Source organism: Rhodanobacter lycopersici (genome assembly GCF_040812335.1).
GTDB lineage: Bacteria > Pseudomonadota > Gammaproteobacteria > Xanthomonadales > Rhodanobacteraceae > Rhodanobacter_A > Rhodanobacter_A lycopersici.
In genome coordinates, this window is the sequence record NZ_JBFOHK010000001.1 from 309,498 (window position 1) to 336,322 (window position 26,825).

At 64.6% G+C, this 26,825-nt stretch carries 23 protein-coding genes and 2 riboswitches; of the genes, 13 read left to right on the forward strand and 10 right to left on the reverse strand.

Going from position 1 to position 26,825, the window contains the following annotated elements; genetic code table 11:
- The first annotated feature begins 9 nt into the window (after window positions 1–9).
- From ABQJ54_RS01415 to ABQJ54_RS01445, 7 genes are all read left to right on the forward strand, one after another.
- Window positions 10–954 (forward strand): respiratory chain complex I subunit 1 family protein, encoded by a 945-nt coding sequence (locus tag ABQJ54_RS01415; RefSeq protein WP_367852497.1) that lies wholly within the window; start codon window positions 10–12, stop codon window positions 952–954.
- A 5-nt stretch (window positions 955–959) separates the two neighbouring features.
- Complete coding sequence (locus ABQJ54_RS01420; RefSeq protein WP_367852498.1) at window positions 960–1,640, forward strand: hypothetical protein; 681 nt, start codon at window positions 960–962, stop codon at window positions 1,638–1,640.
- Between the two features lie 8 nt (window positions 1,641–1,648).
- Complete coding sequence (locus ABQJ54_RS01425) at window positions 1,649–3,118, forward strand: proton-conducting transporter transmembrane domain-containing protein (RefSeq protein WP_367852499.1); 1,470 nt, start codon at window positions 1,649–1,651, stop codon at window positions 3,116–3,118.
- Window positions 3,115–4,578 (forward strand): NADH-quinone oxidoreductase subunit D-related protein, encoded by a 1,464-nt coding sequence (locus ABQJ54_RS01430; RefSeq protein WP_367852500.1) that lies wholly within the window; start codon window positions 3,115–3,117, stop codon window positions 4,576–4,578. The genes ABQJ54_RS01425 and ABQJ54_RS01430 overlap by 4 nt, the downstream gene beginning before the upstream one ends.
- 108 nt (window positions 4,579–4,686) lie before the next feature.
- A complete protein-coding gene (locus ABQJ54_RS01435; protein ID WP_367852501.1) occupies window positions 4,687–5,394 on the forward strand; it encodes an NADH-quinone oxidoreductase subunit B family protein in 708 nt (235 codons plus the stop codon).
- On the forward strand, window positions 5,384–7,360 hold the full coding sequence (locus ABQJ54_RS01440; protein WP_367852502.1) for a proton-conducting transporter transmembrane domain-containing protein: 1,977 nt from the start codon (window positions 5,384–5,386) through the stop codon (window positions 7,358–7,360). The genes ABQJ54_RS01435 and ABQJ54_RS01440 overlap by 11 nt, the downstream gene beginning before the upstream one ends.
- An 87-nt stretch (window positions 7,361–7,447) precedes the next feature.
- On the forward strand, window positions 7,448–9,289 hold the full coding sequence (locus ABQJ54_RS01445; RefSeq protein WP_367852503.1) for a dynamin family protein: 1,842 nt from the start codon (window positions 7,448–7,450) through the stop codon (window positions 9,287–9,289).
- A 66-nt stretch (window positions 9,290–9,355) separates the two neighbouring features.
- Here the strand turns inward: ABQJ54_RS01445 and ABQJ54_RS01450 are convergent, their stop codons facing one another.
- Window positions 9,356–9,688 carry a DUF190 domain-containing protein gene (locus ABQJ54_RS01450; protein WP_367852504.1) on the reverse strand — a complete coding sequence of 111 codons (333 nt, stop codon included), beginning with the start codon at window positions 9,686–9,688 and terminating at the stop codon, window positions 9,356–9,358.
- A 131-nt stretch (window positions 9,689–9,819) separates the two neighbouring features.
- Window positions 9,820–9,880: riboswitch (Fluoride riboswitch) on the reverse strand.
- A 77-nt stretch (window positions 9,881–9,957) separates the two neighbouring features.
- A riboswitch (Fluoride riboswitch) is annotated at window positions 9,958–10,018 on the forward strand.
- 39 nt (window positions 10,019–10,057) lie between these two features.
- On the opposite strand from ABQJ54_RS01450, the gene ABQJ54_RS01455 reads away from it, so the two are divergent.
- Entirely contained in the window at window positions 10,058–11,059 is a 1,002-nt protein-coding gene (locus tag ABQJ54_RS01455) for a hypothetical protein (protein WP_367852505.1), read from the forward strand.
- Between the two features lie 168 nt (window positions 11,060–11,227).
- Here ABQJ54_RS01455 and ABQJ54_RS01460 read toward each other — a convergent pair whose 3' ends face one another.
- The 5 genes from ABQJ54_RS01460 to ABQJ54_RS01480 form a co-directional block, all read right to left on the reverse strand.
- The gene (locus tag ABQJ54_RS01460; protein ID WP_367852506.1) at window positions 11,228–12,724 is read right to left on the reverse strand and encodes an FAD/NAD(P)-binding protein; all 1,497 of its coding nucleotides are present in this window, start codon (window positions 12,722–12,724) and stop codon (window positions 11,228–11,230) included.
- Between the two features lie 82 nt (window positions 12,725–12,806).
- Window positions 12,807–13,412, reverse strand: a complete 606-nt coding sequence (locus ABQJ54_RS01465; protein WP_367852507.1) for a cysteine dioxygenase — start codon at window positions 13,410–13,412, stop codon at window positions 12,807–12,809.
- Between the two features lie 368 nt (window positions 13,413–13,780).
- A complete protein-coding gene (locus ABQJ54_RS01470; protein ID WP_367852508.1) occupies window positions 13,781–15,106 on the reverse strand; it encodes a thioredoxin family protein in 1,326 nt (441 codons plus the stop codon).
- A gap of 25 nt (window positions 15,107–15,131) precedes the next feature.
- Window positions 15,132–18,161, reverse strand: a complete 3,030-nt coding sequence (locus ABQJ54_RS01475) for a TonB-dependent receptor (protein ID WP_437343306.1) — start codon at window positions 18,159–18,161, stop codon at window positions 15,132–15,134.
- A 907-nt stretch (window positions 18,162–19,068) separates the two neighbouring features.
- Window positions 19,069–19,871 (reverse strand): IS5 family transposase gene (locus tag ABQJ54_RS01480; protein ID WP_367852510.1). Its coding sequence is split into 2 segments (ribosomal slippage): window positions 19,069–19,550 and window positions 19,550–19,871, totalling 804 coding nucleotides; the frame shifts between segments, so codons are not numbered across the junction.
- A 103-nt stretch (window positions 19,872–19,974) separates the two neighbouring features.
- Here ABQJ54_RS01480 and ABQJ54_RS01485 point away from each other — a divergent pair.
- The 4 genes from ABQJ54_RS01485 (at window position 19,975) to ABQJ54_RS01500 (ending at window position 22,819) form a co-directional block, all read left to right on the forward strand.
- Window positions 19,975–21,495, forward strand: a complete 1,521-nt coding sequence (locus ABQJ54_RS01485; protein ID WP_367852511.1) for a serine hydrolase domain-containing protein — start codon at window positions 19,975–19,977, stop codon at window positions 21,493–21,495.
- A gap of 73 nt (window positions 21,496–21,568) precedes the next feature.
- On the forward strand, window positions 21,569–21,937 hold the full coding sequence (locus tag ABQJ54_RS01490) for a DUF6249 domain-containing protein (RefSeq protein ID WP_367852512.1): 369 nt from the start codon (window positions 21,569–21,571) through the stop codon (window positions 21,935–21,937).
- Window positions 21,930–22,499, forward strand: a complete 570-nt coding sequence (locus ABQJ54_RS01495) for an RNA polymerase sigma factor (RefSeq protein WP_367852513.1) — start codon at window positions 21,930–21,932, stop codon at window positions 22,497–22,499. The genes ABQJ54_RS01490 and ABQJ54_RS01495 overlap by 8 nt, the downstream gene beginning before the upstream one ends.
- Window positions 22,496–22,819: a DUF5056 domain-containing protein gene (locus ABQJ54_RS01500; protein ID WP_367852514.1), complete on the forward strand. Its 324-nt coding sequence runs from the start codon at window positions 22,496–22,498 to the stop codon at window positions 22,817–22,819. Before ABQJ54_RS01495 ends, ABQJ54_RS01500 begins: the two co-directional genes overlap by 4 nt.
- A 67-nt stretch (window positions 22,820–22,886) precedes the next feature.
- Here ABQJ54_RS01500 and ABQJ54_RS01505 read toward each other — a convergent pair whose 3' ends face one another.
- From ABQJ54_RS01505 to ABQJ54_RS01515, 3 genes are all read right to left on the reverse strand, one after another.
- Window positions 22,887–23,048: a DUF1328 domain-containing protein gene (locus ABQJ54_RS01505; protein ID WP_367852515.1), complete on the reverse strand. Its 162-nt coding sequence runs from the start codon at window positions 23,046–23,048 to the stop codon at window positions 22,887–22,889.
- Window positions 23,049–23,304: 256 nt separating this feature from the next.
- Window positions 23,305–23,508 (reverse strand): CsbD family protein, encoded by a 204-nt coding sequence (locus ABQJ54_RS01510; protein WP_367852516.1) that lies wholly within the window; start codon window positions 23,506–23,508, stop codon window positions 23,305–23,307.
- Between the two features lie 62 nt (window positions 23,509–23,570).
- On the reverse strand, window positions 23,571–23,909 hold the full coding sequence (locus tag ABQJ54_RS01515; RefSeq protein WP_367852517.1) for a BON domain-containing protein: 339 nt from the start codon (window positions 23,907–23,909) through the stop codon (window positions 23,571–23,573).
- A 395-nt stretch (window positions 23,910–24,304) separates the two neighbouring features.
- Between ABQJ54_RS01515 and ABQJ54_RS01520 the strand changes: the two genes are divergently transcribed.
- Window positions 24,305–25,768: a helix-turn-helix transcriptional regulator gene (locus ABQJ54_RS01520; RefSeq protein ID WP_367852518.1), complete on the forward strand. Its 1,464-nt coding sequence runs from the start codon at window positions 24,305–24,307 to the stop codon at window positions 25,766–25,768.
- A gap of 140 nt (window positions 25,769–25,908) precedes the next feature.
- On the opposite strand, the gene ABQJ54_RS01525 is transcribed toward ABQJ54_RS01520, so the two are convergent.
- Window positions 25,909–26,757: a helix-turn-helix transcriptional regulator gene (locus tag ABQJ54_RS01525; RefSeq protein WP_367852519.1), complete on the reverse strand. Its 849-nt coding sequence runs from the start codon at window positions 26,755–26,757 to the stop codon at window positions 25,909–25,911.
- Between the last annotated feature and the right edge of the window lie 68 nt (window positions 26,758–26,825).

The following is a 26,825-nucleotide window of genomic DNA, read 5'->3' on the forward strand; positions in this document are numbered from 1 at the left end:
CGCGCCGCCATGCTGCGCGACATTCTCGACCAGATAGCGCAGGTGGTCACGGTGGCAGCGCTTTCGCCGCTGCTGCAAGGCTTCATCCTCCGCGGCGAGGAGCGGGTACAGCGTGCGCGCGGACCGTCGTTGCTGCAGCCATACCGTGACCTGCGCAAGCTGTTCCGCAAGCAGCTGGTGGTGCCGGAGACCGCCAGCTGGATCTTCTGGACGGCGCCTATCGTCGCGTTCACCGCGATGCTGACGGTGCCGTTGCTGATCCCGGTGCTGACCAATTTCCCGCTGCCGCTGTCGGACATGGGCGACATCCTGGGTGGCGGTCTGGTGCTCACGGTAGGCACCTTCTTCGTCAATCTGGCGGCGCTCGACTCGGGCAGCGCCTACGGCGGCGTAGGCGCCAGCCGCACGGTGATGATCACCATCCTCGCCGAGCCGACGCTGATCCTGGTGTTCGTCGGCATCACCCTGATGGCGCACTCGATGCTGCCGTTCGTGGCCAACCACCTGCTGGTGGCCGAACCGGCGATCTACTGGGGGCCCACGCACCTGTTCCTGGTGGCCGCGTTCTTCGTGCTGCTGCTGGCCGAGACCGATCGCCTGCCGATCCATTCGAGCACCCATATCGAGGTGTACATGATCGAGGAGGCCCGCGTGCTGGAGTATTCCGGACCGTTGCTGGGCCTGCTGAAGTGGTCGGGGATGATGAAGCAATTCATCCTCTACACGATCTTCTGCCACGTGCTGGTACTGCCGTGGGGCCTGTCGAAGCTGGGCTCGGCCCTGGGCCTCGCCGGAGCCGTGCTGGCCATCCTGGTCAAGTTCGGCATCGTCGGCTGCGCGGTGATCGCGGTGGAGACGGCGCAGGCGCGATTGCGCTTCTACCGCTACCAGGAGCCGCTGGCCGCCGCCTTCCTGCTGGCCGTGCTGGCCATCGTCGCGAACCAGATCCGGTGAACGCCATGCTCGCAGCCCACCTCGATCCGCTGGCCGCCTCGCTGTTCAGCCTGCTGGCGATCGCCAGCCTGCTGCTGGCATTCGTGATGCTCGGCTCGCGCTGGCTCAAGGACTACATGCTGGCGTTCGCCGCGCAGTCGTGGCTGATCGGCCTGCTGTCGGCCCTGATCGGCTACTACGGCGGCTATCGCGAGTTGTACTGGGTGGCCCTGCTGACCGTGCTGTTCCGCGGCATCGTGCTGCCGTGGCTGATCCTGCGCATCTTGCGTCGGCTGCGCACCGCGCGCGAGCTGCACGTGATCCTCAGCACTTCGACCAGCCTGGTGATCGGCGCGGCGGCGGTGATCTTCGCGCTGGTGGTGGGCATGCGCATCGCCGCGGATCTCGGTATCGCCTCCACCGTGGTGGTGCTGGCGCTGACGGTGATGTTCTCGATGAAGCTGATCGGCTTCCTGATGCTGACCCTGCGGCACGAGGCGATCAGCCAGATCCTCGGCATCCTGGTGCTGGAGAACGGCATCTTCCTCGGCACGCAGATCCTGGTGCCCGGCATGCCGCTGATGATCGAACTGGTGCTGCTGTTCGACCTGCTGGTGGCGGTGGCGTGCTTCGGCGTGCTGGTGAGCTACCTGCTGGCCCATATCGGCAGTACCAGCAGCCACGAATTGCGTAGGCTGACCGGATGAGCCTGGGGTTGCGCGTCCTCATCCTGTTGCTGGCGCCGCTGCTGGTGGTGGTGCTGGGACTGGCCGTGCGCCGCCCGCGCTTCAGCGAGTACCTCAACCTCGCCGCCAGCGTGGCGACGCTGCTGATCGCGGCGCCGCTACCGTTCGCCGCCGGGCTGCCGGCGACCCTGTTGGGCGGCTACCTGATCGTCGATCCGCTCGGCGCGTGGGTGGCGATGTGCGTGGCGGTGGTGTACCTGCTGTCCTCGATCTACGCCATCGGCTACATGCGCCGCGATGTGCACCGGCAGACGCAGCTGCCGCTGTTCTACGCGCTGCTGGCCGGCTTTGCGCTGACCATGCTGGCCGCGCCGCTGGTCAACAGCATCGGCGTGTACTGGATCGCGATCGAGCTGACCACCCTGGTCAGCACCTTCCTGGTTGGTTTCGAGCGCAATGCCGAGAGCATGGAGGCCGCCTGGAAGTACATCATCGTGGTGTCGTCGGGCATCAGCCTGGCGCTGTTGGGCACCACCCTGCTGTATTGGGGCGGCACCTTCGTCTATGGCGAAACCTACCGGCTGACCTGGGCATCGCTGGTGCAAGCCGCGCCGCACATGCCGCCGGTGCTGCTGAAGCTCGGCTTCCTGCTCACCCTGATCGGCTACGGCACCAAGGTGGGCCTGGCGCCGATGCACACCTGGCTGCCGGACGCGCACAGCGAAGGCCCGGCGCCGGTGTCGGCGATGCTGTCCGGCGCGCTGCTCAACACGGCGATGCTCGGCATCGTGCGTTTCCTCGCGGCGACGGATGCCGCCGGACAGGGCGCATTGCCGCACACCGCCCTGGTCGTGCTGGGCGTGCTGTCGCTGCTGGTGGGCGCGCTGTTCATCGTGCGGCAGACACAGATCAAGCGGCTGATGGCGTATTCGAGCGTGGAGCACATGGGTGTGCTGGCACTGGGCTTCGGCTTCGGCGGCCCGCTCGGCGTCGCCGGGGCGCTGTACCACATGATCAACCATTCGCTGGCCAAGCCGCTGCTGTTCTTCGGCGCGGGCAATGCGATGCATCGCTACGGCAGCAAGCGTATCGCCGACATGCGCGGGGTCTGGCGGGTGTTCCCGGTATCCGGCGCGCTCTGGCTGTGCGGCGCGGTGGCGATCACCGGCGCGCCGCCGTTCGGCCTGTTCCTCAGCGAGTTCACGGTACTACGCGCCGGCTGGGCGACGCCGTACCTGTGGGCGGCCATCGTCATGCTGGTGTTGCTGATCGTGATCTTCGTGGGGTTCCTGAACCATTTCCGCGTGATGTATCTGGCTGCACCTGCCCGTGCGCCGGCGAATCACCTGGCCGACGAATCCGTGCGCTGGCATGCGGCATGGCGCGTGCTGCCGATGGCCTTGCCGCTGGTGCCGCTGTTGTTGCTCGGATTGTGGTGGCCCGCCTCGTGGACGGCGCTGTTCCGCATCATTGCCAGTGCGCTGGGAGCCGGCCCGTGAGCGAGCGCGTCGAGTACCTCCATGTCACACCGGACGCGCTGGTCGGGCGCCTGCAGTCCCTGCTCGCCGACGGCGGACGCATGCAGATGGCGTACGCTTGGCATCCCCGACCCGGCACGACGGAAGTGCGCTATCTGGCGGCGCCGGGGCCACATCGACTGGAAGTCTGGCAGTGTCCCGTCATCGAGGCACGCTTGCCGAGCCTCGCGCTGCATGCGCCGCTGCTGGGTTGGTACGAGCGCGAAATGCAGGATCTGTACGGCCTCTGCTTCGACGGACACCCCGAGCCGTACCCGCTGGTGATCGACGGCGCCGCGCGCGATGCAGCCGATGGGACGCCCAACCCGGCGTTGCGCGCGCCACTGGTGCTGCCGGAGGTGGGCGACCCGCAGGTGCAGTTGCTCGGGTTCGGGCCGGTGCGCGCCGACGTGGTGGAGTCGGCGCAGTTCCTGTTCTTCTACCTGGGCGAGGCGATCATGCATTACCGGCCACGCCTGTTCTTCAAGCATCGCGGCATGGAAACGCGCTTCGAAGGCGACGATCCGCTGGCCGGGTGCGTGCTGGCCGAACGCGTGTCGGGCGTGGGCAGCGTGGCGCACGCCCTGGCGTATTGCCAGGCGGTGGAGGATGCCGCCGACTGCGAAGTTCCAGCGCGAGCCAGGCAGTTGCGCGTGCTGCTGGCCGAACTGGAGCGCCTCTACAACCATCTGCATTATTTCGGCGCGCTGGCCGATGCCACCACGCTGAAGGCAGGGCAGGCCGAAGGGCGCCTGCTGGAGGAAAGGCTCAAACAACTGGCCGGCCGCCTGAGTGGCCAGCGTTTCATGCGCAATGTGCTGGTGCCCGGCGGGCTGCGCCGCGACCTCGACCTGCCTGCCGACCTGGCGGGCACGCTTGGCCGCCTGCGCGGCGAAGTCGAGTCGTACCTGCGCCAGCTCGAACGCACCACCAGTTATCTGGACCGCCTCATTACCACCGGCGTGCTGACCCGCGCGGTCGCCTTCGACCAGGGCGCCACCGGGCCGGTGGAGCGCGCGTCGGGCCTCGACCGCGACCTGCGACGCGACCATCCGTACGCGGCCTATGCTGGGCTCCCCGTCGCCGTGCCGCTGGCGGAAGAGGGCGATGCCTGGGCGCGGGCGCGGGTGCGGACCGCCGAGGTGCGCGTCAGTTTCGACCTGATCGAGTTGCTGCTTCCGCAGTTGCAGCCCGGCGAGGTGCGGGCAACGTGTGCCGTGCGGCCGTCGCGTTGCGGCTTGGGCTGGGCGGAGTCGCCACGCGGCTCGCTGTACTACGCCGTACATATCGATGCCGATGGGCGCCTGGCACGGGTGAAGATCAAGTCGCCCTCGTTTTCCAACTGGCGCGCGTTCCCGTTCACTGTCAACGGCAGCAATATGATGGATTACGCGATCAACGAGGCCAGCTTCGGCCTCACCATTGCCGGTTGCGACCGCTAGGAGACTGTCATGGCCTTGTGGACGCTTCGAGGTCTGCTCCAGGGTGCCGCCAGCACGGACTGGCCGCTGCATGCCGACGGCGACCATGGCCAGCACGGCACGTTCGGCATGCCACGGATCGCCGCCGAACCCTGTCACGACGATTGCCGGCGCTGCGAGCAGGCGTGCCCCACGCGGGCGATCGGGCTCGATGACCGCGGCCACCTGGCTGCGCTCGACTACGGACGCTGCATCGCCTGCCAGTTGTGCGTGGAAGCGTGCCCGTCGGGCACCTTGCAGACCAGCGACGCGTGGGCGTTCGGCGTGCGCGATCGCGACGATCTGCGTTGGGAGCTCGAACCCTCCGCGCCGGCCGCGAAGCGGCTCGCGTCGCGCATCGAGAAGAGCTTCCGCGGCAGCCTGCATGTCCGCCACGTCGATGCCGGTTCATGCAACGGTTGCGAGTCGGAGCTGCAGGCGCTCAACAACCCGTTCTACAACCTGCACCGGCTGGGTATCTTCTTCACCGCATCGCCGCGCGCGGCGGACCTGTTGCTGGTCACCGGCACCGTGACGGCGGCGATGCACGAGCCCCTGCTCGCGACGTGGCAGGCGATGCCCGAGCCGCGGCGCGTGCTCGCGTGCGGCACCTGCGCGGTGAGCGGCGGTGTCTGCGGCGACACCTACGCCAGCGGCAAGGGACTGGACGGCGTGTTGCCGGTGGATGTCTGGTTGCCGGGTTGCGCGCCGAATCCGGCCGCCATCATCGAGGCCCTGCTGCTTTTGCTCGAGCGCAAGCCGCAGCGGGTGCATGGAGGTCGTATCCATGAGCCCTGACCGCTGGATCCTGCTGGCCCCGATACTGTGGTTGCTGGCGATCGTGCTGGGCTGCGCGGGGCGCGGCCGTGCGCTTGCGCGCGCCGCGCTGGCGGCAGGTGCGGCCGTTGTGGTCCTGGTCGCGCTGTGGCAATTGCCCGGCGGCATGCCGTGGCCGATCGCGACCTGGCCCGGCGTGATCGGTAGCCGTTTCCAGCTCGCGCCGGACGCGTTGTGGCTGCTGCTGTTCGGCGCCATCGCCGCGTTCTTTGCGACGGCTTTGGGCACGCCCTCGCGGAACTGGCGCAGCTGGGTGGCGGGTGCCGGCCTGAGCATGCTCGGCGCACTGGGCTGTTTCGGCTTGCAGGACGTGACGGGCTTCCTGGTGGCCTGGGAGGTGATGAGCCTCGGCGGCGCCGTGCTGCTGATCGGCGAGCGGCTCGGCACGATGCGCAACGGACGCCATCTGTTGTTCATGCTGGCCCTGCTGGAGGTCGGTGCGGTGGCGCTGCTGGCGGCCATGCTGATGCTCGCCCATGCGGCGGGCAGTCTCGATTTCGCCGCGTTCGACAATGTGTTGTCGCCACATGCGCACGGCCATGCCTTGTGGATCGGCGTGCTGTTGCTGATCGGCTTCGGCGCCAAACTCGGTTTGCTGCCGTTCTACGAGTGGTATCCCGGCGCCTACGGGCAGGGCAGTGGCGCCAGTGGCGCGCTACTCTCCGGCATCGTGCTGAACGCGGCATTCTTCGCGCTGGAGCGCGCCTTCACGCTGTGGCTGCCAGGCGGCGGCCTGCTGGCGATCGTCACGGTGATCGCGGGCGTATCGAGCGCGATCCTGGCCGTGCTCTATGCGTTCCAGGAAGACGACTGGCGGCGCCTGCTCGCCTTCTCCTCGGCCGAGAACGCCGCCATTGCGATCACCCTGCTGGGCGCCGTCCAGGTGTTCCGCGGCGAAGGCCTGCTGGCGCTGGCTTCGCTGGGGTTCGTGGTGGCATTGCTGCACCTGGCCGGGCATGCCCTGGCGAAGGGCGCGCTGATGCTGGCGGCGGACGGCGCTTTCCACGCGACGGGAAGCTATGCGGTGAGCCAGCACGGTCTGCTGCGTCGGAGCCCGTGGCTCTACGGCCTTGGCGTTGTGTTCGCCGGCATGAGCCTGGCGGCGATGCCGCCGCAGGCGGGCTTCGTCAGCGAGTGGTATACGTTCCAGACGCTGTTCCAGGGTTTCCATCTGGACGGCCTGGCCGGGCGCCTGACCCTGGCGCTGGCCGGCGCCGGCATGGCGCTGACGGCGGCCATCGCGTTCGCCACCTTCGTCAAGCTGGTCGGCCTGGGAACGCTGGGCCGGCCATCGTCGAACGATGCGGCGCCGGGCGTCGAGCGCAGTCATGCCTGGTCGTGCGGCCTGCTCGGGCTGCTCGTACTGGCGCTGGCGGTCGGCATGCCGTGGTGGTTGCAGGGGCTGGACGGCGCCATGGCGAGCCATTTCGCCGGACAGGGCAGCGCCGCGTTGCACAACGGTCCGATCCTGGTGCCGCTGACGGATACGTTCGCCTTCATTTCGCCGACCCTGCTGGTGGTCGTCTGCCCATTGCTGGCGCTGCTGCCGCTGGCCCTGCTGCTGCGGGCGCGCTGGCGCCTGCACGGGCGTCGCGCCCCGGTGTGGTACGGGGGCTGCGCGCCGCCGCCGCGGGGAACGACCACCGCGCTGACCTTCTCCAACGCGATGCGCACGTTCTACAGCTTCGTCTATCGTCCCGCGAGCGAGGTCCGGCACGAGCACAGCGGCAGCCCCTATTTCGTGCGGCAGGTACATCACCGTGCCGACGTGTCGCCGCTGTTCGAGGCCGCGGTGTTCCGTGGCCCGACGCGCTGCGTGCAATGGCTTGCGCAGAAACTCGGAGCCCTGCAGTCGGGCAACATGAACATCTACCTCGGCCTGGTCGGCCTGCTGCTGGTGCTGATCCTCGCCGTGGCGCTGATCTGATCCGGGCCTATGCTGACGAGCAACCATTGCCACTACATCCGCAGCCTGCTGGCCCACGTCGAACACGAGGTACAGGATGGCATCGCGATGCTGGAAGGCGACGATCCCGCCGCGCTGTTCCCGCGCTATGCGGACTATCCCGACGCCGCGCGCATCGCCGTGCTGCGGACGCATCTGGCGCGCCTGCGCTCGCTCATGCGCCGCTTCATGGATGCGCAGTCGATCGCGCAGCAAGCCTCGTTGCCGGCCGTCGACGCGTCCTGGGGGTTTCAGACGCGCATGAGCATGGCCCGCAACGCGGTGTTCGAGCTGCGTCCACGCTATGTACGCGGCTACGGCGAACTGGACGCGCAGGGCGAACAGGATTGTCGGGCATTGGCGGCCGAACTCGGCCTGCTGCTTGACGACATCACCCACGAGCTGCGGCGCCAGCCCCTGGCCATACCGGAAAGCCGCCGCGACGACGCCTTGTTGGTGGCGTTGACCGAGGCGATCGAGCGGCACCAGTTGCTGGAACTGCGCGGTACCGTCCGCAACCTGCTGGAAGGGCAGGAGAGCGACCGGGTCGAAGTGGCGCTGCTGGGGCGGGTCAGCAGCGGCAAGTCGTCGCTCGTCAACGCCCTGCTCGAACAGCCGCTGCTGCCGGTGGGCGCGGTGCCGGTCACGGCGGTGGTCACGCGCGTCCGGCATGGCGATGCCTTGCGCATCCGCGCCATCGATCTAGAAGGCCATGTCGAGGAGATCACCGCGGCGGTCCTGCCGCAGTACATCGCCGAAAGCGGTAATGCCGGCAACCGGCGCCGTTTACGCGAGGTCACCATCGAAGCGCCGGCGGACATCCTGCATGGCGGCATCGTGCTTACCGATACGCCGGGACTGGGTTCGCTGCATGCGACGGCGTCCGCACACGCGTTGACCTACCTGCCACGCTGCGATCTCGGCATCATCACGATCGACGCCTCGGCCACCCTATCCATGCAGGATGCGGACCTCGCCCGAGCCCTGCAGCAGGCGCACGCATCTCTGCTGGTGCTGCTGACCAAGGCCGATACCGTGGCGGCCGACGCGCTGGAGCAACAGCGGGACTATGTCCAACGTTCCCTTTCCGAGGCGCTGGGTGAGCCGATTCGCGTGGCCGACGTCAGCGTGGCACCTGCGCATTCCGGGGCAATGCGGCACTGGCGCGATACCGTGCTGCGACCGGTGCTGGCGCAGTGTGCCGCCCGGAGCGGGGAGCGCGCCGCGCAACGCCTGGACCAACTGGCGCGCCGCGTTTGCGTGACGCTGGAACAGGCATTGCACGAAAGCCCAGCCGCGACGGAGACAACGGCGCGACAAGGTAGCGGGGCGGCCCTCGCCGCGCTGTCGGATGCCGAAACTGCATTGCGCAACCTGTGCAGCGAGCTGGGGCAGCACGGGGCTGCAGTGGTGCTCAACGACGCGCTACCGCTGGCCATGGCGGATGCATCGGATATCGCCGGACAGGTTGTCGCCCTGGCCAGCCAACTGGCCGATCAGGTCGTGCGCGATATGGTGGCGCGCCTGCAGGCCGTCAACCGCCAGGCGGATGACGGCCAATGGCCGGCGAGCCTGCGCGGCGCCCCACCGTTCGTGCTTGCCGCATTGCCGGACGCTTCGCCACAGCGCTATACCGTACGCGGTCCCCCGCCGTGGCGCCGGTATCGGCTGCGGCAACGCTTGCGCCAGGACATGCAGTTTCCTTTACAGCAGACGTTTCTCGCCTATGCACAGGAACTCAAGGAATGGCTGACCCGGACCTGCGAGTCCTTGCGCCAATCCGTTGGTGGGGTGGTTCTCGCCACCGATGGCGCGCGTACTGACCAGACTGCGATCCGTGAGGACCTGGCACGCCTCCATATCCTGCTGGACGAAGGTCCGTCAGCAGTATCGGCAGGAGAGCCTCCTTAGTGGCATTCGTGCCTTTCACGCGATGACTGCAAAGGATACGAGGCGGTTCATCGTGGATAGGTTGTGTCACAAGGCAGAGTCGGTGGCGTGGACGATGCCAAACTCGGCGGGAAATTTCGCCCAGAACAGCGGGGCGCCATCCTGTTGAACGATCTTGAGCATGACTCCGGTTTCATCGTCACCAAGGATGAATTCCACGAGCACGGTGTTCTCGCCGGCAAGCTCGAAGAAATGCTGTTCGTGCAACACTCCATGACGCCCGTAACCAGCGATCGCCTTGAACACGGACCCACCGTGGATGCCTTGCTTCTTGGCCTGTTCGATCAGCCATTCGTAAAGGAGCATGCCGCGGTGCTTCTGGTTTTCGTGCATGTAGAAACGCAGCGAGCAACCTTTCATGGAACCTCCCCGATAGGCCTGCCGGCAATGGCAGGAAGATCGCTTCCGGTGGCGTGCGCATGCCACCGCTAGGCGGTGAAGGGCAGGCCGTTCCGAGGGGAGGACACAAGACACCGCCCGCGGGAACAACCCGATCGGTAGGCATCATCAGCCTTGCGGCGGTTCGAGGAGAATGCCATCTCCTGCGCCAGACGTTAATCGTGTGGCCACGTGAAAATCAAGCGGTCCGTTCGGCCGCCTTCGGAGCGGTGGAGCGCGCGCTAGAATATGGCTGCATGGGCGATGGAGTCCGCCTGCGACCGCCCTGGGGCTGATGACTCCTGCAATGCCTCGACAAGCATCTTGGTCGAGGCCGGATTGCATGGACCCATGCCTGCGTTTTTCTGTCCCAGATGCCTCGTCGATCTCGGCCTTTCGGTACACCATTGCCCGTGGCAACAGGCCGAGATCATCGCCCGGCGTGCCTCTCCAGAAGAGGCGGCGCGGGCGTTCCGTTGGATCATCGACGATTACGCGAATCACGCCGTAGCCGCCGAATGCATCGCTTGCGCGGGTACGGATGCCATCGAACCGTTGTGCCGCTACCTGGCGGAGGGGCCGCAGGCGAATCCACAAGGGCGGCTGTTTGCGGCTGCCATGCTCGCACGCCTTTCATCGCCGGCCGCACTCGCCGGCCTGCGTGATGTGCTGCATGGCAGCCGGCTTCACGGGCTTCCGGCGAGCCAGCACGAGGCCGAGTATCAGGTAAAAAACATGGTGCTTGAACGACTGGCGGAACGCGATTATCCCGAGCGATCCATCGACATTGCATTCGGCGTGCAATCGGAACGGTTACCGGCCGCGGTTGCGGCAGCCGGCCGGCATGGCTCGGCATTGCTTGCCCCCGACTTCGTGGCAATGCTGCGCGACGATGTGCTTGAACGTGTGGCGCGTGACGCGCTGGCCGATCTGGGCGACGCAGGCGCCTCCGCCATCCTGGTGGCTGGGTGGGATCTGCTCGACGAGGAACCGATCAATGTGCGAAGCCGGCTCGCATTGGTCCGGGCATTTCTGGTCCTGGAGCGATTGCACGTCCGGTTGCCGCTCGCGATGGAACGTCGTACCGCACATGCCCATCCCGCTGTCAGTGCCGCCGCGACATTGCTCATGGACGTGCCGGATCCATCGGGAGTCGAGCGCCTGCTACACGGCGCTCTGAGCGAATACCTTCCACTGTCCCAGGCATGCCGCGCACGGCTGCAGTGTGGAGGAGCAGGAGTTGTCGAGCTGGCGCACATCCTCATCCGACAAAATGTCGAGCGAGACATTTATGGCAACACCCATGCGTTGTCGAAAGAGGCAGTTACCTGGTTGACGCAGTTTGGGCATTGAGGAGGACAGCGGATATTCCCCTGCAGGCAAGCTGCTCGACGCCAGCAATCAACCGATGTCAATGCTTCGAACGAGTGGGAGTCACACCATTCTCGGCACCTGCTCCCAGTCGGGGTGGGCGCCGAAGCAGAGCGATTAGGCCAAGTTATCGGAGAGGTGGCTTCGATTTCAGCCGATGGTCGAGCGCTGGTCGACGAAAGCATCCGCCGGTGGTTGAACCAGCACAGCCGTGCAAAGGTGTCCAGTTCCACTGCCGTCCTCGCGCTGGGCTGGCCCTGGATTGGTGGCTGGCGAGAAGGTTGTCACTGGCCCCGAGGCCAGTGTCTGAGACAGCACGTGTGCGGCAGCACGGATTTCCGGCATTGCCGTGCACTCCCACAGGTTGCCGCGTAGCAGCGAGCCGATCGCATAGAGGCCCGGCTGTACTTCGCCGTGTGCATTGAGCAGACGACCATCGGGCCGGGCCGTCACGCCGAGCTGCAATGGGTCGGCCACGGCAAGGCCGTCCTGCAGAAGATGTGACAGTAGCGTGTGCTCGGCATAGGCGGCTGCGGTGTCCAGCCCGGTGGCTTGCACCACCAGGTCGGCCTGCAGGGTGGATTGGAGCTGGCTGGTGCGGGCACGCACGGTGACGTCGAGCGGCCCGCGGCCACCCACGGCCAACACGCGCGCCGCGTGTACCTGCAACCGTCCTTCATCGAGCAGCTGTTGCAGGGTCTCTGCCGTCTGCGGCGCAGTGCGGTGGCGCGCCGCTTCCCATAGCCAGCGCAGGTGGCGCAAGAACTGCTTGCGTTGTGCCAGTGTCAGGTGCTGCCACAGTCGTGCATTGATCGGGCGCATGCCGTCGATCACGCTGCGCCAGTCGGTCTGCGGCGATGCGTGCCAGGCGGTCCGCACGCATTTCAGCATTGACGCCGTCCCCGAACAGGCCAGCAGCACATCATTGAGACCCTGCTGCAGCGGGTAAGGCGCCGCCGGCAGCGATGGATGCATGAACGGCAACAGGCCATGCCGCGAGACGGCGACCAGTTCTGCACGTGGCCAACGATGCGCCGCCGACAGCAGCGTGTCGGCGGCGGTAAGGCCGGTACCGATTACCAGCAACCGATGCGGCGCCTCCACACGTTGAGGCAGGCGCCACGGATCGAGTTCGTAGGCTCCACTAACCAATGCGTCGGAGTTGACTGCACGCAGCGGGCGTGGTGCCAGCGCACCGAGCGCCAGCACCACGATATCGGCTTCCACGCCGGTTCCGTCGGCTAGGCATACGCGGTAGCCGCCCTGGCTGGATTCGATGTGCAATGCTTCCTGCGTGTAGATTGTGAAGTGCCGGCCCTGCCGATGTGCCGTCTCGATGCGATTCTGCAACTGATACTCGATGAAGTCGCCGAAGAGATGGCGTGGCAGGAAATCCGCGCCTTGCACGTCACCCAGCCGGCGCTCGGCGTACTGCACGAATTCCTCGCCCTGGTCGGGATACAGTCCCATACCTGCAGCGCGCACGTTGAGCAGATGCCACTCGTCGTTGGTGGCATAGGCTACGCCGCGGCCAGTCGCGGAAGGACCGGTGATCCAATGGATACCCGCATGGCTGACGTGCCGGAGCAGGGCGCCGAACACCGCTGCTCCCGCCGCGCCGCCGCCGATGATCGCGATCTCAGTCATGCAACACTCCTTCCGCGGGGCGGACGCTACGTGACGGATACGTGGCCGAATCCGCGTGAGGGACGACCGTGGCAGGGGATGGTCAGACGAGCGCGAGTTCCCGCTGCACTTGGTGCTCGACGCTGGTCCAGTCACCGCTGCCCTGCTGGTGGAAGCTGCGATAGGCGTCGAGCGCTCCACCGTAGATGTGCAGACTCAGTGCCGGCTGCTGCGAGGAGAGGTTGCGGCAGCAATGCGCATAGTCGGCACCGGAGAAGGCCGCATGGTCACCGATGCCGAGCATCGCCTGGTCGCGTGGGACCAGGCGCGGCGCGGGTTGCAGTGAGAGCGAGAAGGCCTCGACCTCCAGCGCGCCATCAAGCACCAGTTCGAGCCCCCACAAGCCGGCATGGTCGTGGATTGGCGTCGCGTGGCCCGGCGGCCACAGGATCAGCAGCGCCTCGTAGTTGCGGGACTCATGGTTCGAGAGGGGGATGCGCCGATAGGCTGCCACGCCATCGCCTGCCACGTCGCGTGCGTGCGGACACCCTGGCCAGCCTGTTGCCGCCGCGAGTGTTTCGGCCAGCGATTGCACATCCACGATGGCATGACGGTCGATGTAATCATTGATGAGAGCCGACACGCGGTTCGACCAATCGGTGAGCGTCGGCGTTTCGTCGGCTTGGTTACGCAAGAGTGCGTCGTGCATGGAGGCCCTCGTTCGTATGTCGGCGTACTCGGATTCGAGGAGAGCATGGCAGCGGTTAAAAAGCCGCTAGCGACGCGTCTGCTTTTCTTCGTGAAAGCATGGCCGCATAGGAAAAGCCTATGCCAATGCAGCGGACGGCGCGTTGCCCGATGCATAAGGCATCCTTGCCGATTCACGAAGCGAAGGCGGGAGCGCCCGGACCAGCTTATGCGCAACCAGAAAATTGGAGCACGGAGTAGTTGATGGCTAGGCGACACGGGTGCTTTCCCTCCCATGAGGGGATGAGAAAGCACCCGTTGGAGCGAGGACGTCGTTTCAATTTCCGGTGTGGCCATAAAGGTGATGCGAGAGCCTGGCTGCGTATCGCGTTACGACTGGAGTGCCGCCTTCAGTGCGGCCGCCTGCTTGGGATACCAGGGGCCGTTGGCCGTGAGCACATCGCTGGCGAGCCTCTTGGCCTCGGCGTCCTTGTGCAGCGCCTTGAGCGCACGCACCTGCTGCAGTGTCACGGCAAGACGATTGGCGCCGTAGGCCTTGTCTGCCGCCTTGTTCAAATAGGGCAGCGCATCGGCCGGATTGCCGGCGTCCAGCAGGCTGCGGCCATAGCGGTAGGCGTAGACGTAATCATTGGGGTAGGCGGCGATCAATTCGCGCTGCACGGCATCCAGTTCGTCTTTGCGACCGGCACGCGCCAGATAGACGCGCAGGTTGTCGGCCTGGTTGCGGTCGCTGGCGAGGTTGTTGCCAAGATGCTGGCGAGTGAGCGCGATAGCACGACCGAGCACGGCTTTCTCGGCGGCGCTGTCGCCCAGCACCTTGTCCACGTCGGCGCTGGTGAGCACAGCGCTGCGCTGGTCGGCACACGCAGGCGTGGGGATCAACACCCGGGTATTAACGTAATTGTCCAGCGAGGCGCGTTGCGGCGCCAGCAGCGCCTTGCGCTTGGCCTCGGAAAGCTTGGCGCTGGCGTCGAGCAAATCGTCCAATACGTAGGGGCGCTGACAGCCGATGTTCTGCGCCAGCACTTTCTGCGCGTTGCGTATCACGGCCGGATCGTCGTTGGCGGCAGCCGCTTTCAGCAAGACTAGTTGGTCGAGCGCCAACGTGACGCGCGCTTGCTTGCGCGCGTTTTGCTGTGTGGCGGCAGGCAGGCTGGCGAACCAGCTCAAGCCTGCCGTGCCATCGTTGCGTGCCTGGTAGGCTTCCAGCGCGTTGGCCACGTCATTGATCGAACCCTGCGTGGCGCGCTTTTCGAAGTCCTGCAGCGTGTCGCCATGCGCAAGGATGGCGTTGATGCGCGCGTAGAACTTGTCGCGCGGCTGCTCCGCCGCGATGCGGCCCAGCTCGTTGCCGTTGGCGTCCAGCACCACGTAGCTGGGCAGGAAGCTGATATTGAGTTTCTTCATCCAGAGCTGCGCGTCGGGCGAATCGGCGTCGGATTCCACCACGATGGCCTTGCGCTTCACTGCGTTCCACTCGGGGCCGGTAAGCACGTGGCTGGCCATGTAGTAACAGGAATAGCACCACACGGCGGAGAAATCGACCAGTACCGGGCGATGCTGCCGTGCGGCTTGTTTGAGTGCGTCGGCGATGGTGGTGGGTGGCTCCCCGTCGGCCGCACGGGCCAGCACGGGCGTCAGCAATATGAGGGTGAACGCCAGCATGGCGCGGCGGAACGAGGCTGGAATGCACATGGAGATCACCTTGCCGGGGGATGCCTCAGAAATCATAGGTGGCGCTCAATCGCGCGTAGCGCGGCTGCTGGCGGACTACCGCCGAACCATACAGCGGGTCAGGCGTGTTCGGGGAAATCTGGTAGTACGGGTAGGCGTTGAGTATGGCCTGCGAGTTGAACAGGTTGAACACGTTCAGCGACAGGCCGAGCCTGTGGCCGGCGAAGGCGGGGCGGTACGTGACGCCCACGTCCACCTGCTTGTTCCACGGCAGGCGGTGCGTTCCCGGCGGCGAGGGCTGACCGCCGCACCAGTGGTAATAGCTGCCGTAGCCGTCCGGGTCGGTCTGGTTCGGGCCGTAGAAGCCGAGGCAGTTGCGCGGGTTGCCCGAGACCAGCGACACGTTGCCCGAGACCAGCCATTCCGGCGTGAACTGGTAGTAGCCGAACAGCTTGATCTGGTGCGTGTGGTCGTTGCTCTGCGCGCCGTTGCTGTAGGACATCAGCTCCGGGAAATCCCAGTCGATGCTGGTGGACGCCGCCGTCTGCTGGATATCCGAACGCAATTGCCCCTCGGTATCGCCGTAGCTGCGCGAGAACACGTAGTCGATCTTGCCGTACCAGTGGCCATCGAACGGGTGCTCCAGGAAGGTTTCCAGCGCGTAGTACTGGCGCTTGAGCGGCGGGAAGCCCATTTCCGCGTTGGACAGCGTGACGCTGCGGTAGGCGCCGCCGGTATCCACCACGGTGAAGGTGTTGGCGCGGCCTGGGTTGATCAGGTAGCAGCTGTTGGTGGCGTCGACGTCGTAGCCCAGTGCGGCGGCCTTGGTCTCGATGGTGGATACGTCGCAATAGTCGTCGATGCCGTTGCGCAGCACACGTCGGGTCAGTTTTGCGCCGTAGGTCCACGAAGCATCGAGGGCCTTGTCGAAGCCGAGGATGAATTCGTCCTGGTACTCCGCCTTGATGTTCTGCGCCGTCACCGTCTTGGGATCGGGCAGCACGCCGTAGGTATTGTTGGGCGACACCGGGTTGGAAAACGCGGTGAGGTTGGTCGGCGTACCGTCGGCGGCGATGCCGCCGTAGGTGAAATATTGCTGGGTCGCTACATAGGCGCCCGCCGCGTTCAGTGCCGGGTTGAGCGGCAGCCCGAGGTAGTAGCGGCCGGCGTTGCCATACACCTTGAAGCTGGCGTCCCCGTTCACGTCCCAGCTGAAACCCAGGCGTGGCGCCCACTGCGCGCTGTGCTGGCGGATGTAGGGCTGGCCGTCTGCGTTGTAGTCGGTGAACTGGTCGTTGCGCAGGCCCAGCGAGAGCAGCAAGCGGTCGTTGAGCTGCCACTTGTCCTCGACGTACTGCGCGCGCTGCGCCGAACGCACGCTGGCGATGGAGCTGTCGACATACTTGATGGCGTAGTAACCCGAGGCGCCGTTTGGGTAACTGGCCGGCGCGCCCACGCCGAGGTTGGGAATCAGCGCCACCGTGGGCGTGGTGGTGTAGGCGTAGTCCCAGTAATAGCCCGGCCCGGAAGTCTGGCTGCCCTGGTCGATGGCACGCGAGTTCTGGTTGTCGATGCCTGCCGAAAGCGTATGCGTGCCCAACTGCCAGCTCAGGTCGATGCGCAGGTTGTTGGTGGTGTCGTGGCGGTTCGGGTTGTACAGCGAGGAGGTGATCTGGCTGTTGCCGATGGGCGATGCGCCGTTGAGGTAGGCCGGGTTCTGGTTCTGCGCATTGGCGACGTAGGTGAGGTCGCCGTCATAGTTGCCCGGCACGTCGTAGTTCGCCAGGTTCATCTCGCCGTACAGCGCCGAGAAGGTGAGGTTGTCGGTGACGTAGCTGGTGAACTTGGCGGTGTACAGGTTGCCGCCGGTTTTGGTGTTGTCCGCGTCGTTGATGAAGTTGCCGCGCGTCAGTGTGTTGTAGTCGTAGCCATAGATGGTGCCGGACGTTTCGTCCTTGTTGGACGCGGCGGTCACTTCCAGGATGTTGCTGTCGGTGATGTTCCAGTCCAGCTTGGCGTACCACTTGGGCTGGTTGTAGCGATAGTTCACGTAGGGCGAGGCGCTGGTTACGTTGTTCAGCGTGTTGCCTTCCTGCTTCGATGCCTCGACGGCGAGGAACAGGAACAGCTTGTCCTGGATCAGCGGGCCGCCGAGGTAGGCGTCGTAGGTGGTCGTCCATTGCCTATCCCTGCTGTTCGGGTCGTACAGCTTGCCGGCGATGGGCGAGGCGGGCAGCCCATTGGTGTAGTAGGTGTTGGTGCCGTTGGCCTGGGCGAACTCCGGCTCCCACAGCACCTGCGCACCGAAATGCCACTCGTTGGTGCCGCGCTTGCCCACCATGTTGATCACGCCGCCGTCCGATCGCCCGTACTGTGCGCTGTAGCCGCCGGTGTAGATCTCCTGCTGCTCGATGGCGCCGTAGGGCAGCGTGAGGCCACCCAACCCGCGCTGCGGTTCGGTGGTGTTGAAGCCGTTGATGTAGTACGCGTTCTCGCTGGCCGCCGAACCACCGAAGCTCGCCAGCGACTGGCCGGTGGGACCGGTGTAGCCGCCGCTGTTGTCGGCCACGCCGGGTGCCAGCAGGGCGATCGCCTCGGCCGAACGGGCCAGCGGCAGGCGAGCCAGTTCCTGGGAGGTAATGACGGTGCGCGAGTCCACGGTAGTCACGTCGATGGCAGGCGTGGCGTTGGCGGTGACGTTGACCGCGCCCAGGTTCCTGGCCACCTCGAACGATACCTCGGTGCCCGCCCCCACACGCAGGGAGATGGCATTGCGCGTGTCCACCACGTTGCCGCCGCGCAGCAGCGACACGGCATAGGTACCCAGCGGCAGCTCCGAGGCGTTGTAATGGCCGTGGCTGTCCACCGCCACGGTACGGCTGATGCCGGTACTGCTCTTGATCAGCACGCTGTCGCCACGGGCGTCGGCTACCTGGCCGAAGATGCTGCCGGTGGTGGACTGGGCCAGAACGGGCACGGCATGCAGCGCGAGCAAGGTGGCGACGGCAAGGGCGCCGATACGTGGACGGGGAAGGCGGGAACGATTCAAGGGAGGGATTTCTCTCGATAGGGACATGACGTGGGTGTGCCGCCCGGCGCTTCCATGCGCAGGGTGCAAGCCGGGATTGATGGCGATGCGTAACCCCATGCCAGGAGCAGGGGAGGGGAACTACTCCTGGCGGCTTGCCGGTCCGCCTCGCGTCACGACGCGGGGTGCCGGGCTCGATGTCGATGTAATCGCATCCCTGAATCGGTTTAAAGGCTTGCCGGCATGACGATTCGGCTCGTCCATATAACGATTGGTTATAAATATGGCACCGCTTTGCTTGGCTATCCCACCACCATCATGGACGAGGAAATCAAATCGAAGGCGAGGCGGCAGTACGGCCTTGCCGGCGCATGGCTTCGATCTGAGTGCGCCAATCAGGCGGCACCGCGCGCGGGCTGCAGTGCGGCCGGCTACTGCGATCCTTCGAGGTCAGGCGCGCATTCTTGTGCATGGTCGTTCCCCACGCGGAACGAAACTGACTGTTTGGCGACATCAGCTTCTCCTTCCGGTCAGAGGGGAACAACCTCTTGAAACCTCACATCTAGATGTTGTTGTAGCTCGGCGCTGTCATCCCAGGTTCGGCTCGGCATCCGGTTAGGCGAGCCAACTCCAGTCGCCCTTGGGCAGGCAGCCATCGGAATCGTGGGACGCGACTCATCCATCGGCCTGCCGGAAGATCTCGAGGTAGAGCACCGCATTGACGCCGCCGGGATGAGCGAGCGACGAAAAGATGATGCGGCTGCAGGACGATTAGGTGGGGTTGTCGAGGAAACGGGAGAGCAGTTTCCGCCCGAACTGCGGCCCTCTTAATGGGGCCGCTCGGGTGCCGACTTGCTGCAAGTCCACTTCGGCCAGATCCACAAGGCCTGCGTTGTTCGCGCGGGAAATCAACTCGGCTGAATCCGATTGGTGGTGTCGCTGCATCTAAGAGTAGCTAACAAAACCTATCAACGCATCTGGCACAGATGATGGCGCAGGCAAGGGTGAGCAACGCAAGGTGCGTATCGAGACGACGCTCGAAGCGGACACGGAGCTTGCCAAAAGCCGCCAGCCAGGCGTGAGTGCGCTCGACCACCCAGCGATGCTTACCAAGACGTTCGGTGCTCTCGATCCCGCGTCGGGCGATCCGCGCCACGATGCCCCGCTTGCGCAGATGCTGGCGGCAGCGTTTGAAGTCATATCCCTTGTCGGCATGGAGTTTGTCCGGGCGTCGCCGTGGTCGGCCACGACGCCCCGGAATCGCGGGCAACGCATCCACCAGCGCCTCGAAGACGATGGAGTCATGCCGGTTGGCACCGGTGACGCACAAGGCCAAGGGAAGCCCCCGGCGATCCACGATCAGGTGCCGTTTGCTGCCCTTTTTGCCGCGGTCAGTCGGGTTCGGGCCAGTCTGTTCGCCCCCCGGGGGCTGGGCACGCTGGCCCCGTCGATGCTTGCACGCGTCCAGTCGATCTGATCGTGCTCATGCAGCTTCGTCAGCAACGCCCTGTGCAGCCGTTGCCACAGACCGCTGGCCTGCCAATCACGCAGGCGACGCCAACAGGTCATGCCGCTGCCGAAACCCAGTTCCTGCGGCAGATCTTCCCAGGGAATCCCTGTTTGCAGCACGAAAAGGATGCCGTTGAGCGCCGCATGGTCATCGACGCGGGGACGTCCTCCCTGAGGCGATACGGTCGCCTGCGGAAACAGCGGCTCCAACGTCTTCCAGAACGTCTTGCTGATTTTCTTTCTTGCCATGCCCTGCACGATGCATCATCGCGATGCCTGAGGGCAAGGTTTTGTTAGCGGCTCTAAGGGATCAACACCGCCATGTCGGCCGGTGACCCAGAGAACATCCCCCATGATCAACCGCACCTCCATCGTCAGGGCCATGATCCGCGCGCTCAGGTTCGCTCCTTTGTGTGTCTCCGTTGCGCTGTTTTGCGTCGCCACTCCATCCATGGCCGCTACGCCTATGCACGCTCAACTGCCCGATACGCCGGTGGGCCGGCTCGCCGGCGCGCTGGTCCGGCATATCGATAGCGACAATCCTGCGCAGATCCGGCAGTGGGCTCCCAGCATCCTTGCTGCGTCCATCGCAGCGGACGACAAGGCGGATTTCATCGCCGGACTGGTTTCGGCCGTGCGCGACGAGGGCGGTGTGGACGTGTTCGATGTGCGCACCGATCCACACCAGCCAGGGATGCTCGAAGTCGCCGTCAAGGGACGCCGCAACGCGCAGGCCGCGCTGTTCTGGCTGGCTGCCGACCCGGCGCATCCGGACCGGCTCGTGCAGGCGATGGTGGTCCCGATGGACAATCCGCTTTATACCGACTGGCCCAAGGGGCCGGTGTCGCATGCGGAACTGCGGAAGCTGATCCACGCCGCGCTCGACCGGCTGGTGAGCACGTCCGATTTCTCCGGCTGTGTGACCGTTTCCGATGGTGGCGAGACCGTGTTCGACGAATGCCGCGGCGTGGCCGATCGCAGTTTCAACGTGCCGGTCGATCACCAGACCAAGTTCCACGTCGGTTCGGTCGGCAAGATGTTCACCGCGGTCGCCATCGCGCAGCTGGTCGAGGCCGGCAAGCTGTCGTGGAACGACACGCTGGCGAAGCTGGTGCCGGAATATCCCGACCGGGCGACGGCGAAGAAGATCACCGTGTGGGAGCTGCTGCACCACACATCGGGCCTGGGCGATTTCATGGTGCCGGCGTATTTCGAGCACTCCCAACGCTACGTCAATCCGGTGGATTACCTTGGGCTGATCGCCCGCCAGCCCAAGGTGGGCGAGCCAGGCAAGGGGTTGAGCTACAGCAACGCTGGCTACGTTCTGCTCGGCCGCATCATCGAGAACGTCTCCGGCGAAAGCTACTTCGACTATATCCAGCACCACGTCTTCGAACCCGCGAAGATGACATCCAGCGGCTTCGACAGCGAGGACGAGATCGTGCCCGGACTGGCGGTCGGCTACTACCACGATGACGGAGTGTTCTCCCGTACGTGGAAAGCAAACTGGGTGCAAGGCGTCTACAAGGGCAGCCCCGCAGGTGGCGGTTATTCCACCAATGCCGATCTGCTGCGGTTCGCCGCGGCCTTGCACGGAGGCAAGCTGCTCAAGTCCGCGACGCTGGCGAAGATGTTTGACGGCGAAGTGCCGGCCGGCCCCGGCGCCATTGGAGCCGGCATCGACGAACGGCTCTCGCACGGCCGCCACATCCGCGGCCATCAGGGGGGCATCGAAGGCACCACGGCAAACCTGGAGATGGTCTGGGAAACCGGCGCAGCCGTGGCCCTGACCAGCAACGAAGGGCCATCGCAACACTGGTTGCTGGCCGAGCAGATTGCCGACCTGCTGGCCGCCGAGGATGCGAAAAACTGAGTTCCGCAAAGCGCACTGTTCCCTCATCCGCCCCTGCAAGCTTTCGACCCGATACACCCTCTGGAGCAAGACCATGGAATTCCTTTTCATTCCCCTCGTAGTGATGTCGGCCCCTGTACTCATCGTCCTGATCCTGCTGCGCTATCGCTATCTGCAGACACAGGCGCGTTACCGCACCTTGATGCAACTGGCCGACAAGGGTGTGGAGCTGCCGCCGCAACTGTTGGTGGAACCGCAGGTGGCCTATTGCGAACGGCGCCGTGCGCTGGTGCTGATCGGCGGCGGCCTGGGCCTGATGGCGATGTTCCTGGCCTTGCCCGGCCAGCTCGACAGCGGGCTCGGCGTCGACCGCCTGTGGGGCATCGGGCTGCTGCCGCTGATGACCGGGCTGGGCTATCTCGCCAGTTGGTGGCTGAACCAGCGAGGGGAAGTGCGTGGCTGATAGCGCCGCCGAGGCGCGCATCGATCAGGCACTGGTCACACGCATACGGTTGGATGGCGACCGCTGTGCATTCGAGCAACTGGTACGACGGAACCAGGGCATGGTGCGTGCACAATTACGTCGGCTGCTGCACGGCGATGAAGCCATGGCGGACGATCTGGCACAGGAAGCCTTCATACTGGCATGGCGGAAGTTGGATCAGTTTCGCGGCGAAGCGCGGTTTTCCAGTTGGCTATATCGCATTGCCTACACCTGCTTCCTGCAGGCGCACCGAATCCCCTCGAAGCACGACAGTGTCGACGGCGAGATGATCGAGCAACTGCAGGCGCCGACGCACGCCATTGACCTGCAGCTCGATCTGGAGCGTGCCATGCAGCGATTGTCCGCGGCCGAGCAGGCGGTGCTGCTGCATTGCGTGCAGCTGGGTCTCAGCCACGAGGAAGCCGCCTATGTGTTGGCGATGCCGCTCGGCACGGTGAAGACCCATGCAGCGCGCGGCAAGGCAAAATTGAAAACGTGGCTGGCGGACTGGCGCGATGCCAGGACGGAGAAAGCATCATGAACGAATCGCACGACGATACGATTGAAGCGCTGCTGCGCCAGCAATTCGAGGGACCGGTCGCCGACGACGGATTCAGCGAGCGGTTGATGCAGCAATTGCCGCCGCGCCGCTGTCGCACCGCATGGCCGATGTGGCTGGGCGTGCTGATAGGGGTGGCGGCGTGCTGGATCTGTCTGGCCAATGTGCCGCTGCTGGATGCCGGCTGGCGTGACTGGCTGGCCGGAGAGCTATCGATGCCCGTCATCAGCATGTGGCTGACGATGGCATTCATGTCGTTGCTGGCGTTGGGATGGGGATTGGCGGATAGCAGGGATCGCTGAAGAAACCTCCGCGCCCGAACGCATGGCAGTAGCCCGAAACATGGGCATCGCCCACGCAAGGCCACGCCTAACCACGTCTGCGCCCGGAGATGAGCGAAACGACGAACAGGATGAGGAAGATGACGAACAGGATCTTGGCGATCATCGCGGCAAGGCCTGCAACGCCAAGGAATCCGAAGAAGCCGGCGATGATTGCAATGATCAGGAACACGACGGCGTACCAAAGCATGGCGATTTCCTCGATGGTGTAGGGTCGATCTGTTTGTCCCGCGTGACGGGCATCCCATGGCTGGGCACCGCGCGCACCCGACGGCCAACATCCTCACCGGCTACGTGCGAGTGCTGGGTAGGCTCGCAGCGGCCAATCCGCCCCGGCTTAGCGCTATCCATTGATCAACACGGATACGCCCATGGGATGGCGCTTCTCGTGTTCCAAAGACCTGGGCTCGGACGTCTCCAACGCGGAGCGTCCGAACCCCGGACTCTTACAGATCCAGATCCAGGTCGAAATCCTTGATCTGTTTTTTCGCCTCGTCGCGGGCGATGCCGTAGCGCTCCTGCAGTTTGCCTGCCAAGTACTCGCTACTCCCGTCGTCGACCATGAGGTCATCGTCCGTCAGCTTGCCCCAGCGCGCCTTGAGCTTGCCATGGAGCTGTTTCCATTGGCCCTTGATCTTGTCTTCATTCATGGTTGGTTCTCCGGTATGTGTTGATTCGTTCTTTGCCGCGGCAGCAATGCCTGGACCGGGTGTCAATCCTTCGCTTTCAGCCCGGACGCATCAACGTCCCTGACGCCCTTCACACTCTTGGCTGCGGCGACCGCTTTCCTGACGTCCGTCTGGGTTGCGAGTACCCCGGTCAGCGTTACCACGCCGTTTACGGTCTTCACGGTCACGTCCATGCTTTTCACGCCCTTGGTAGTTCCGAGTTCGCTCTTCACCTTGGTCGTGATCCATGCGTCGCTGACCGCTTGGCTAGCATCGGCCGAGTGATCGCTGCTGGACGACATTTGCGGTGCCGCGAGCGCGGCGCCGGCAATCCCCAGCGCCGCGGCAAGGGCGAGTACTGACATCGTGCGGAATGCTTTCATGCGGGATTGTCTCCAAGTTCGGTCGGCGGCTCCGCCTTAGCGGCGGTTCGCTGGCTTGCGGACTTCATGCTGCTTGTCCTCACCGGGACGGCGCGGCGCGTCGGAATGGCGTCCGTCATCCCGATCCTCGCGGCCCGGTGACTTCCGCTCCGGGCGATGTTGCGGCGACGGCTCCGGTTGCTTGTCGGGATGGCCGCTCTGCTTGGGTGTACGTGTGGTTTGCATGGGGAACTCCTCTTTCGAAGGGCCGGTTGTGGGCCGGAACCAACCCTATGGCCCGCGTGCGCTTTGTGATAGAGAAGTTGCTACCAGCGCGTCTGGTAGGTTTCTACCGGTTGCAATGTGCACTGTCCGCTCCCGAAATGGTCACCTCCCAGAGACATGCAGGATCGCCGATGAGCGCCAAAGCATCGAAAATACCGAGGGACCGCAGCGAACTTCAGCAAATCGTCGCGAACCTGGTCCAGGGCGTTCTGGTTGCCGAACTGGACGGCTCGATCGCATGGGCGAACGACGCCGCGCTGGAGATGCATGGCTGCGCAGAGCTCGCCCAGTTGGGCGCCGGCAGCGTTGGCTACCGCAAGCACTTCGCGTTGCGCTATCTCAACAACCATCAGCTCACGGCCAAGCAATACCCGCTGGACCGGCTTGTCGCCGGAGAACACTTCGACGACATGAGGGTGGAAGTGAACCATCGGTCGCGGGACGAATTCCGCCGCGTGCTGGAGCTGCGCGGATTCCCGGTCGTCAGCACGCTGAAGATCATCGAATCGCTGGTGCTCATCATCAAGGATGTGACCGAACTCGAAAGTGCCGCCGATCGTTTCGAACGCGCGTTCGCGGCCAATCCGGCACCCGCAGTGATCCTGCGGCTTGCGGACTCGCGCTATGTGAGGGTGAACCGCGGCTTCCTTGAAATGACCGGCTTCACGCAGGAAGAGGTGGTCGACCGCCCCTTCCATGAGCTGGACGTACTCCGCGAAGCCGAGCACCGGGAGGCAGCGCTCGAAGCCATGCGCGAACACCGCTCCATCCCACAACAGGAGGCGCTGGCACGGGTGAACGATGGCACCGACAAATTCGTGATCGTCGCAGCCCAGCCGATCGAGATGGACGAAGAAGCTTGCATGCTGTTCACCTTCGCCGACCTCGATGCGCGCAAACGGGCCGAGATGTCACTACGCCGCAGCGAGGAGCAATTCGCCAAGGCGTTCCGGTTGGCGCCTGTGCCGATGCTGATCTGCGCGCGATCGGGCTGGCGTATCTTGGCGGCGAATGACGCCTTTGGCGATACGACCGGATATCACCACCCCGATATCCAGGATCAAACCATACGCGAAATCGGGCTCTGGAAAAGCGCCAAGATCCTTGATGATCTGCGCATCAGCCTTGATGCTGGGCAGGAGACACGCAACCTAGAAGTTCCGCTGGTAGCACGCGACGGCTCTGCCATCGATTGCCTGCTTTCTGCCGAGCCGGTGACGATTCAAGACGAAGCTTGTGTGCTGTGCGTGGTACAGGACGTCACCGAACGCAAACGCGCGGAAGCCGATGTGATCCTTGCCATCGAAACCGTGATGAAGGACACCACGTGGTTCAGTCACACGGTAATGGAAAAGCTTGCGCAGATACGCCAGCCAGGGAGTGCCGGCGGTGAACTGGCAGCGCTGACACCGCGTGAGCTGGAAATCCTCAAACTCATCTGCAAAGGCCACGGCGATGCCGAAATCGCGAGCGCGCTGAAGCTTTCACGCAACACCATCCGCAATCACGTTGCGAACCTGTATAGCAAGATCGACGTCAAACGGCGCAGTGCCGCGGTGGTCTGGGGACGCGAGCGCGGCGTAGCCAGCTACTGATCAAGGTAGGGCGACTACGACTAGAGGCAATCGTCGATGATTAGGCGGGGTTATCGAGGGTAGGGAAAATGTTTGCATCCCAAAGTGAGATATTGGAGTGCCACCAGCACCCGATTTTGCCCCGTCCTTTACAGGTCGAGTCAAGCTGGTTGGTTCATCGCTGGCTGGTTGATCGGTCGCGTCTGCGTGCCCCAAGTTTCCATCGGCAGTTTCCACAGCGGCGGCATATGTGAGAATGGCGGCACGGTATGGACAAGCCTGGCCAGCGCGAGGCGGCTGTCGGTACCGATCTTGCTGAAGATGGCTTTCAGATGCGCCTTGACCGTATCCAGGCTGATGTCCAGGGCGGCGGCGATAGCCTCATTCGAGTTGCCTTGCGCCAACCATACCGCAACTTCTACCTGACGCTGTGTCAGTCCGGGGAAGGCATAGCGAAGACGATCGGCCGAAGGAAGCTTGTCGATGGTGCGCTGCTGCGCCTGGCGATAAGTACGAAGCACATGCGCGCGGTAGGCCTGGAGTCGATCGCGCTCGATATCGCTGTAGGCACTGCGACCAACGATGCGATGTGCACTCAGCTCCAGCAGATATTCGTCGTGCAGCATCACGATACCCATGATGCGGCGGGCGCCCGATGGCAGGAACACTTCTTGCGCCATCGGAAGCGCCATGAATTCCTCGTCAGTAAAGACGTCCGACTCACGTACCGCGCGTTCGCCGAAGAAAGCCGGGGACTTCTGCCAGAAAGGATGGCTGGCCGCGTGCCTGGCATAGGCCTCGAAGGCAGCCTTGCGCAGCTCCGGATCGCTTTCCACCGACAGCAATGCACGTAGCTCTCCGCTGCTGAGGTGAACCTCCGTCCAAGTCACCACGTCGGCATCGGTCAACCGCGTCACGCCCTCAAAAAGAAGGCCGGGCAACGTCAACAGATCGGGCTCGGCCTCATATAGGCGGACGACTTCCTGCAGCAGGAGAGGCTCGGCGAACATGACTACTCTTCCGGGTAATGGGAACTTCCGGCTGCCAATTTTATATTTACTTGTTTTCATCCGTTCGA